Below are 5,657 nucleotides of genomic sequence, written 5' to 3'. Positions count from 1 at the left end.
GAGCCGGTGCAGAACCGCGCGCGGGCGGTTGGTGATGATGGCGTCGACGCCCAGGCCGGCGCAGAGATCCACGTCCTCGGAGTCGTTCACCGTCCACACGTGCACGTGGTGCCCCGCCCGCTTGAGCCGCTCGACGTATGCCGGATGGTTGCGCACGATCCGGATCGAGGGGCCCGCGATCCGGACCCCCGCGGGCAGTCGTCCGTCACGCAGTCGGGGCGAGACGAACTGCATCAGATAGACCGTCGGCAGCGCCGGCGAGGCCGCCCGCACCCGGTGCAGCGAGCGCGCCGAGAAACTCATCACACGCACCGGCGACTCCTCGGCCGACGCCGGGGCGTCCAGGCCGAACCGCTTCAGGAGCGTCAGCAGCCGTTCCTCGACCTGCCCCGCCCACCGCGTGGGGTGTTTGGTCTCGACGGCCAGCTCCACCCGCCGCCCGGCGTCGGCGACGAGTTCGAGCAGCCGCTCCAGGGTGAGGACCGAGGTGTCCTCGGGGTCCTCCGGCCGCACCTCCCAGTCCGGCTCCTCGTCCCGGCCCCGCCAGAAGGCGCGTGTCCGTCCGGAGCCGAAGTCCAGCGCGGCGAGGTCGGCGAGCTCCAGGGCCGACACCGCTCCACGGCCGTTGGACGTACGGTTGACGCGACGGTCGTGCACGCAGACAAGGTGGCCGTCCGCGGTCAGGCGTACGTCGCACTCGAGGGCGTCCGCGCCGTCCTCGATCGCCTTCCGGTAGGCGGCCAGCGTGTGCTCGGGGGCGGCCTCGGAGGCGCCGCGGTGGGCGACGACTTGGATGTGGTGCTGCCGTGCGTGGGTCACCGCGTCATGGTGCCACCGCGGCGGGGTAGGCGGGACGGCGGGAGGTCGCCGACAGTACGTCCGTTTCATGCGAGATGACCTATATAAAGAATGGACCCGGACCCACAGCCACCGCTTACGGTGCTCTGACGGCCCATGGGAAAAGCTGAATACGTACACATGCACATGCACATGCACAGCTGGAGCAGGCCGGGTCGCCGGCAGGCGTGACGAGCGTGACCGAGTGCGACCGACAACAACAGCCGTGGATCGAGGAGAAAAGCTGTGAGCACCGAGAACGAGGGCAACGTGGTACCCCCGGCCCCGTCCGCACCCCCCGTGCCGGTGGAATCTCCCGCAGCTTCCCCGCATCAGGCCGCCCAGGGCGGCGTCACACCCCCACCCCCCGGCACGCCCCCGCGCGTGCCGGGAGCGTACGGCCAAGCCGGCGCCCCCGGACCGCAGGACGGCACGGGCTCGCCCGTCGACGGCTCCTGGCCGCCTCCGTCCTCGTACGGCGTCGGCGGCGCGGGAGGAGGCTCCGGCTGGGGCTCCCCGTACCAGCACCAGCAGCCCGCGCCCAAGCCGGCCGGCCGGCGCGGCGGTCTGGTCGCCGCGGTCCTGGTGGCCGCTCTGGTCGCCGGCGGCCTGGGCGGCGGCATCGGCTACACCCTGGCCAGGAACGGCGACACCACCTCCACCACGGTCTCCGCCTCCGACACCGGCGCCTCGCAGGTCAAGCGCGACCCGAGCTCGATCGCGGGCGTGGCCGCCAGGGCACTGCCGAGCACGGTCACCATCGAGGCCGAGGGGAACGGCGGCCAGGGCGGTACCGGCACCGGCTTCGTCTTCGACGTCCAGGGCCACATCGTCACCAACAACCACGTGGTGGCCGAGGCCGTCGACGGCGGCCGGCTCACCGCGACGTTCCCCGACGGCAAGAAGTACGACGCCGAGGTCGTCGGCCACGCCCAGGGCTACGACGTCGCGGTCATCAAGCTCAAGAACGCCCCCTCCGACCTCAAGCCGCTCCCCCTCGGCGACTCCGACAAGGTGGCCGTCGGCGACGAGACGATCGCCATCGGCGCGCCCTTCGGCCTGTCGAACACGGTGACGACCGGCATCATCAGCGCCAAGAACCGTCCCGTCGCCTCCAGCGACGGCAGCTCCGACAGCAAGGCGTCCTACATGAGCGCCCTGCAGACGGACGCCTCCATCAACCCGGGCAACTCCGGCGGCCCGCTCCTCGACGCGCGCGGCGCGGTCATCGGCATCAACTCCGCGATCCAGTCCACGAGCAGCGGCGGTTTCGGCGGCTCCGGTCAGTCCGGCTCGATCGGCCTGGGCTTCGCCATCCCGATCAACCAGGCCAGGTACGTCGCCCAGCAGCTGATCAANGGCAAGCCGGTCTACGCCAAGATCGGCGCGTCGGTCTCCCTGGAGGGCACCACGGACGGTGCCAAGATCACCGATCAGGGCGCCGGCGGCTCCGACCCGGTCGAGCCGGGCGGCCCCGCCGACAAGGTCGGCCTCAAGCCCGGCGATGTCATCACCAAGCTCGACGACAGGGTGATCGACTCCGGCCCCACCCTCATCGGCGAGATCTGGACCCACCAGCCCGGCGACAAGGTCACTCTCACCTACCAGCGCGCCGGCAAGGAGCACACGGTGGACCTCACCCTGGGCTCCCGCATCGGCGACAACGGCTGACCCGCACGCGCGCGTGCGGACCCGTTACTCTTGTCCCGCGTCGCCGATCACGGGCGACGCGGGGAGGTGTGCCCGAGCGGCCTAAGGGAACGGTCTTGAAAACCGTCGTGGCAGCGATGTCACCGTGGGTTCAAATCCCACCGCCTCCGCTCTGAGAACAGCGAAAACGGCCTCTGACCAGTTCAAACGGTCAGGGGCCGTTGTGCTGTGCGCTGCCCGCTGATCGCCGTGTCTCCCCGTGGTTTCCCGCTCGAACGGGCACGGAAGGGGCACGCGCGGACCATCGCATGAGGACGTCGGCAACGGGTGCCGGAGGCGTCCGGCTAACGGCTGATCGGGACCTCGTAGACGATCTCGCAGAGAGCGGCGGGCGCCACGATGTCCGCGGTCTCCACGGGCCGTCCCTGGTCGCTGTAGTACGTCCGCCGGATGTGTGTGACCAGCGCGCCCTTCTGGATGCCCAGGAGCGACGCCTCCTCGGCGGTCGCGTGCCGGGGCTCCGGTTGCTCCACGGCGTGGCTGACGGTGACTCCGATCGCGGCCATGCGGTTCACGACGCCCGCCCCGGCGTGCGGCCCTCCCTCGGGGAGGACGACGAGCGTGCCGGCGGTGAGGTCGTACGGCTCCCAGCTCGTCGACAACTGGTGCGACAAGTAAGTCGCTGCTACTGAGCGCCGGGCAAGAAAGGAGAAAGAGGCCCGGCCCGGGAAGTGACCAACTCCCCGGTCCCCGCCGTCACATGCGACCCCAGCAATGGGGTGGTGTGAAGCTGGCGGTCAAAGCCCAAGAGCCCCCAGACCATCACGGGGCAACAGGCGAGGGGAAGCTCGGACGGGAGAGCGAAAGCGAAGCCGTGTTTGTACGGACCGAAATGTGGACCCGCGTGATGGAAGCAATCGACGCGGCCGAGGACTAGAGGCAGAGGAGTCTCACATGGGCGGGCAGTCAGTTAAACCCCGCTGTGGTCACCATGGTCCCGGTTCAGAGCGGACTCCCAACCCGAACGCAACTCAGTACTGCGGAACTTGGAAACCCCGTAACGGTCCCGACCGCAAGGTCGGGTAAGCCGGAGGCAACGAAGGTGAATCCCGTTGCGGGAACAGGAAGATCCGAGAAGCATAGGCCACTAGCCCGTAAGGGCAGGGGAAAGCAAGGGAACGCGCCGCTCCAGGCTCCTTGTATAACCCGGTGGATACCCGCCAAGTGGCGGGTCCCGAAAGGGAGCTGACGCGGATCTGGTGAGCCCTTGAAGGCAGAGCAAGACGAGAAGCAGAGTCAAGGCACAAGTTAGAACAGGAGGCAGATATGACCGATACGGAAGTGGACGCTTCCCGGAACGGAACCTTGAGCGACGCTCAGGCATGGAACAGCATCGACTGGTCCGCGCAGGAGCGGAACGTTAAGCGTCTCAGGCAGCGAATCTTCAAGGCCGCGAAAGCAGGGGACCTCAAGAAGGTCCGAAACCTGCAAAAGCTCATGCTGCGCTCACACTCCAACACGCTGGTAAGCGTGCGAAGGGTGGCACAACAGAGCGCGGGCAGGAACACGGCCGGTGTCGATGGTCAAAGGGCACTCGATCCCGCCGAGAGGACCCGCCTCGTGCGGGACCTTGAAGCGGACGCCCCGAAGCCGAAACCGGTCAAGCGTGTATACATTCCAAAGGCTAATGGGAAGATGCGACCGCTGGGAATTCCGGTGATCGCGGACCGTGCCCACCAGGCCAGGGTAAAGAACGCCCTGGAACCGGAATGGGAAGCCAGGTTCGAACCGAGGTCCTATGGATTCAGGCCCGGACGTGGCTGCCACGACGCCCTGGAGGCGATCCACCAAACGGTCAAGCGCAGCGCGGGGCATGACCCCGCACGTCAGTGGGTACTCGACGCTGACCTCAAGGGCGCTTTCGACCGCATCAGCCACAAGCACCTGATGGACTCCATCGGGTTCTTTCCCGCCAGGGAGAGCATTCTTGGATGGCTTGAGGCCGGAGTGATGGAGAACTCCACGTTCTCCGAAACGGTAGAAGGCACGCCGCAAGGCGGCGTGATCTCCCCTCTGCTGTTGAACGTCGCTCTGCACGGAATGGAACAGGCCGCAGGGGTGAAGTACTGGGCGCGCAAGGGCGGCATCAAAACCGCCCGAGGTGCAACGGTACTCATTCGGTACGCGGATGACTTCGTGGTGTTCTGTCACACGGAGGATGAAGCGAACCGGGTCAAGGAATCGCTGGCGCGATGGCTGGAGCCGCGAGGGCTGGCCTTCAACGAAGAAAAGACCCGTGTGGTCCACCTTCGTGAGGGGTTTGACTTCCTCGGATGCACGGTTCAACAGCACAGCAATGGCATCTCTTTGATCACCCCGTCCAAGGCGGCCGAACAACGCGCCAGGTTGAAGATCAAGTCCACCATCCGTAAGGCTATGGGCACGGATCAGGACACCCTGATCCGTAACCTCGCCCCGTTCATTCGGGGATGGACGGCCTACTACTCGCCCGTGTCCGCGAACCAGGCGTTCTTGCGGCTTGACCGCTATACGTTTGATCTTTTGTGGAAGTGGGCGGTGAAGAGGCACCGCAGGAAGGGTCGCAAGTGGATCAGGTCCCATTTCTGGGGCCGACACCACGCGACGCGCCAGGACACGTGGGTGTTCGGTAACAGCAAGCTGCATTTGCAGAAGGCTGCGTGGACCCCCATTCGACGGCACCAGGTTGTTCCTGGAGACAATTCCAAGGACGACCCGGAGCTGGCGGAGTTCTGGTCGAAGCGCGTCCGGAAGCGCAGCACGACCATGGTGAACGAGAAGAAACTGATCGTCACCCTGACCGTGCGGCAGAAGGGTCTGTGCCCGGGCTGTGGTCTGGATCTTCTGGAAGGGGCGGGTTTCGAGCCGGACAGCCTGCGGGATTGGGTTGCGTGGTTCGAGGCCGGTCGCCGGGCATTCGATGTCCACCATGTGGTGCATCGAAAGCACGGCGGCAGTAATGCACTGTCCAACCTGGAAGTGCGGCACGCTACCTGTCACAGTCAGCTTCACGCCGGCGGGCATGACAAGAAAAGCGGCGTAAGGCTTGCTTGAGCCGTATGCGGGGAAACTCGCACGTACGGTTCTGAGGGGGCTGGGACCCAGTAATGGGTCCCAGCTACCCGACCACC

The 5,657-nt window shown here is 66.7% G+C and carries 3 protein-coding genes, 1 tRNA gene and 2 pseudogenes; 4 read left to right on the top strand and 2 right to left on the bottom strand.

Features of this window, described 5'->3' with window-relative positions; all coding sequences use genetic code 11:
- Nucleotides 1-819, bottom strand: an 819-nt coding sequence (locus RH94_RS31095; protein ID WP_073951709.1) for a glycerophosphodiester phosphodiesterase, incomplete at its 3' end; no start/stop codon positions are given.
- Between the two features lie 264 nt (nucleotides 820-1,083).
- Between RH94_RS31095 and RH94_RS31090 the strand changes: the two are divergent.
- From RH94_RS31090 to RH94_RS31085, 3 genes and pseudogenes are all read left to right on the top strand, one after another.
- Nucleotides 1,084-2,195: pseudogene (locus RH94_RS31090) on the top strand (S1C family serine protease); the annotation flags it as partial.
- A 1-nt stretch (nucleotide 2,196) separates the two neighbouring features.
- A partial coding sequence (locus RH94_RS45040) for a PDZ domain-containing protein (RefSeq protein ID WP_234426150.1) occupies nucleotides 2,197-2,508 on the top strand: 312 nt, incomplete at its 5' end.
- A 62-nt stretch (nucleotides 2,509-2,570) separates the two neighbouring features.
- A tRNA-Ser gene (locus RH94_RS31085) sits at nucleotides 2,571-2,657 on the top strand.
- Between the two features lie 174 nt (nucleotides 2,658-2,831).
- Here RH94_RS31085 and RH94_RS31080 read toward each other — a convergent pair.
- Nucleotides 2,832-3,152: pseudogene (locus RH94_RS31080) on the bottom strand (UTRA domain-containing protein); the annotation flags it as partial.
- Nucleotides 3,153-3,813: 661 nt separating this feature from the next.
- On the opposite strand from RH94_RS31080, the gene ltrA reads away from it, so the two are divergent.
- On the top strand, nucleotides 3,814-5,580 hold the full coding sequence (gene ltrA, locus RH94_RS31075) for a group II intron reverse transcriptase/maturase (protein WP_199880911.1): 1,767 nt from the start codon (nucleotides 3,814-3,816) through the stop codon (nucleotides 5,578-5,580).
- Nucleotides 5,581-5,657: the final 77 nt, after the last annotated feature.

This window comes from Streptomyces kebangsaanensis, from assembly GCF_001906585.1.
Classification (GTDB): domain Bacteria; phylum Actinomycetota; class Actinomycetes; order Streptomycetales; family Streptomycetaceae; genus Streptomyces; species Streptomyces kebangsaanensis.
Note: the sequence above shows the minus strand (reverse complement) of the source record. Positions and strands in the feature narration are given on the sequence as shown.